We start from the raw sequence: 3,487 nt of genomic DNA, 5'->3' as shown, positions 1-3,487 counted from the left end.
ATAATAGACCTAGAAAATGTATACAATATAAAACACCTAAAGAAGAACTTTTTGGTTTCTTACCATAGGTGTTGCATTTGATTTGACAATTCGTCTACACAAAAAATAAGCCTTTATATTTGAATATCTCTTGATGAAATCTTCAAATTAGGCTTATTTTTTAATAAACTATTTTGTTTTAATTTCTCTTGAACCAGGTTTTACCAATTCTATTCCTTTCTTACATAAAGGACATTCTTCCGGTTTAAAAATTTCTATATCGATTTTTGTTGCACTATATAATGGTAAATCAATATCAAGGTTTATGCTTCTATCTACTAGACAACATATTCCTACTACTTCTGCACCCAATTCTTCCAAAACTTTTTTTGTTTCATAAGAAGATTTTGCAGTAGTTACAACGTCTTCTGATATAATAACTTTTTCACCTTTTTTTACTTCAAACCCTCTCCTAAGACACATTTCACCATCTTTTCTTTCAGTAAATATAGCTGGTTTATGTAATTGCCTTCCTAGTTCATAAGCTACTATTATTCCACCCATAGCAGGTCCAACAACAGTATCAAATTCAACATCTTTAAGCTTATCAGCGATAACTTTGATTACTTCTTCAGCTTTGTCTGGATATTGTAATAACTTTGCACATTGACAATACTTATCACTGTGATTTCCAGATGATAATAAGAAGTGACCTTCTAATAATGCATTACTTTCTTTCAATAATTCAACAACTCTATCCATCTTTTTCCTCCTAAATAATATTCCTTATTTCGTCTATTGATTTAAAATTATTTTGTTTTAAATAGTTTTCCATACCATTTGCTATTTCAACCATAACATTTGGATTAACAAAATTTGCTGTACCAACTTGAACCAAGTGACAACCTACCATAATAAATTCTAATGCATCTTTATAATTTTGAATTCCACCCATACCACAAACAGGAATTTTAACATTTTTGCACACATCTCTACACATTCTTAAAGCTATAGGTTTTATGCAAGGTCCTGAAAGACCAGCAGTTATATTATCAAATACAGGTTTTCTTTTATTAATATCCACAGCTAATGCATTAAAAGTATTAACAAGACTAATCGCATCTGCTCCAGAATCTTCACAAGTCTTTGCCATTTCTACAATATCATTTGCATTCGGAGATAATTTTACCATTAAAACTTTATCAGTATGCTTTCTTACTTCCGATACAACTTTTTGTGCTACATCACATTTTATCCCAAAAGCCATTCCGCCTTCTCTAACATTTGGGCAAGAAATATTTAACTCAATTATTTTTATATCAGTGCTTGATATAAGTTCAACCGCTTCAATATAACTTTTTATATCAGAGCCACCAATGTTTGCAATGGTAACAGTGTCTAAAGATAACATATAGTCCAGATCCCTTTTAATGAACTCTTGGACAGATGGATTTTGTAATCCTATACTATTCATGATTCCAGACGGTGTTTCATAGATTCTTAAACCAGTATTTCCATTTTTAGGTTGAATAGTTAATCCTTTTGTAGAAATACCTCCTAATTTATTTAAATCTGTAAAGTTTTCATATTCTCTTCCAAATCCAAATGTGCCAGAAGCTCCAACAACAGGATTTTTAAATTCAACGCCGCAAAAGTTTGTTTTAAGCATCAAATATCACCTCGTTTTTCTCAAAAATAGGGCCATCTTTGCAAACTCTTTTAAGTCCATTAGTTGTATGAACAGTACATCCTAAACACGCTCCTATTCCACAGGCCATGTGAGCTTCTAATGAATAAAATTCTGTTGCATCAAGATTTCTCTTCTTTAAAGAATTCATCATTGGATTTGGACCGCAAGCATAAATATAATCATAGTCATTTTTTACGTATTCTGTTATATATCCTTTTAGCCCAATCGATCCATCTTCAGTAGAAATGATTGTTTCGTTTTTATTTAAAATCTCATCTTCCATGTATGATGTGTTTCTGTATCCAACATACAAATCTACATTTTTCAATTTTCTTGACAAATATTTCATTGGAGCAATTCCAATCCCACCAGCAACTATAGCACATTTTGCTTCAGGATGTAATTCAAATCCATTTCCTAACGGTCCAAGAATTTTGATGCTTTCTCCTACTCTCATTGAGGCAATTATTGATGTTCCTTTGCCTACTACAGCATATAAAAATGTTATACTTTCATCATCTAGATCACAAATACTAAGTGGTCTTGGAAGAAGTGGTGATTCATCCCAAGCTCTTAACATATAGAATTGACCAGGATCACCTTGGAATTTTCCTTTTAAAACCAATTTAAAAATTCCATCGCTAATTTCTTCATTAAGTATTATTTCAGAATCGATATATTTATTCACCGTAAATATCCTTTCTCATATCTTCTACAGCTTTTCTTGCATATTTACCGATATTTTCTTCTCCATCATCAAACTTTCTGTAATTTAATATTATGCCTCTAGATGAATTTACAATTCCTTTCTTAAAGTTATCAAGGTATACTCTTATGTCTTCTGGTTTTGCTCCTTGTGCTCCATATCCCGGAATTAAAAACATTATATTTTCATATCTCTCTCTGATTTTGTTTGCATTTTCAGTTTGAGTTCCACCTACCACAAATCCTAAAGAACTTAAATTACATTGTCCTATATATTCTTTGGCAATTTTATTAAGATTGTCGCCTATCTCATAGTATAGCGGTTGGCCTTTATAATCCTTATATTGAATATCTTTTGAACCTGGATTAGACGTTCTCATTAATACAAATATACCTTTTTCTTTTGATTCAAGATAAGGTAAGTAATGTTCTAAAGTATCATATCCCATGAATGGATTAACAGTTATAAAGTCAGCTTCAAAATCACCTTCAAAATGTGCTTTTGCATATTCTTTTGCTGTAGTTGCGATGTCTCCTCTTTTTACATCGGCAATTGATCTTAAATTATTATCTTTAAGATATTTAAGAGTGTTTTTGTAAGCTATTAATCCTTCTATACCATGCGCTTCGTAGTATGCAATTTGCACTTTAAAACATGCTACTAAATCTTTTGTATTATCTATGATCTCCTTATTAAAATCAAATAAATATTCGCTAACTTTCTTTCCTTTTTTCATATTTTCTGGTACATAATCTGTACTAGTATCTAGTCCTACACATACTATGGATCTTTCGTTTATTCTTTCAGAAAGCTTATCTATTATCATTTTTAGCCCCTTTCTCAAATTTAACTTTTCCATTTACAATTGTCATCTCAATACTACCTCTAAACTTTTCGCCAATAAAAGGAGAATTGTTTGATTTTGAATTAAATTTTTCTACTTTGATTTCTTTATCAATATCAATTATAACTAAATCAGCATCGTATGTTGGATTTATAACACCTTTGTTTTCTCCTAAAATCTTCGCTGGATTGTAACTCATTAATTCAGATATTTTGTTTAATGATATATCATTTTCTTCATGCAACACTTTATATGCAATATTAAACGC

5 protein-coding genes are annotated in these 3,487 nt (G+C 30.5%); all 5 read right to left on the bottom strand.

Features of this window, described 5'->3' with window-relative positions; all coding sequences use genetic code 11:
* Positions 1-168: 168 nt before the first annotated feature.
* The gene (gene pyrE, locus KHW44_RS07570) at positions 169-741 is read right to left on the bottom strand and encodes an orotate phosphoribosyltransferase (RefSeq protein WP_304067942.1); all 573 of its coding nucleotides are present in this window, start codon (positions 739-741) and stop codon (positions 169-171) included.
* Positions 742-751: 10 nt separating this feature from the next.
* Positions 752-1,648: a dihydroorotate dehydrogenase gene (locus KHW44_RS07565; RefSeq protein ID WP_304067939.1), complete on the bottom strand. Its 897-nt coding sequence runs from the start codon at positions 1,646-1,648 to the stop codon at positions 752-754.
* Positions 1,641-2,357: a dihydroorotate dehydrogenase electron transfer subunit gene (locus tag KHW44_RS07560; RefSeq protein ID WP_304067936.1), complete on the bottom strand. Its 717-nt coding sequence runs from the start codon at positions 2,355-2,357 to the stop codon at positions 1,641-1,643. The genes KHW44_RS07565 and KHW44_RS07560 overlap by 8 nt, the downstream gene beginning before the upstream one ends.
* On the bottom strand, positions 2,350-3,201 hold the full coding sequence (gene pyrF, locus KHW44_RS07555; protein WP_304067933.1) for an orotidine-5'-phosphate decarboxylase: 852 nt from the start codon (positions 3,199-3,201) through the stop codon (positions 2,350-2,352). The genes KHW44_RS07560 and pyrF overlap by 8 nt, the downstream gene beginning before the upstream one ends.
* Positions 3,188-3,487, bottom strand: a 300-nt coding sequence (locus KHW44_RS07550) for an amidohydrolase family protein (protein WP_304067930.1), incomplete at its 5' end; no start/stop codon positions are given. The genes pyrF and KHW44_RS07550, both read right to left, overlap by 14 nt.

It is taken from the genome of Finegoldia magna (assembly GCF_018371055.1).
GTDB classification, from domain to species: Bacteria; Bacillota; Clostridia; order Tissierellales; family Peptoniphilaceae; genus Finegoldia; species Finegoldia magna_I.
This window is presented reverse-complemented; position numbering and strand designations above follow the sequence as displayed.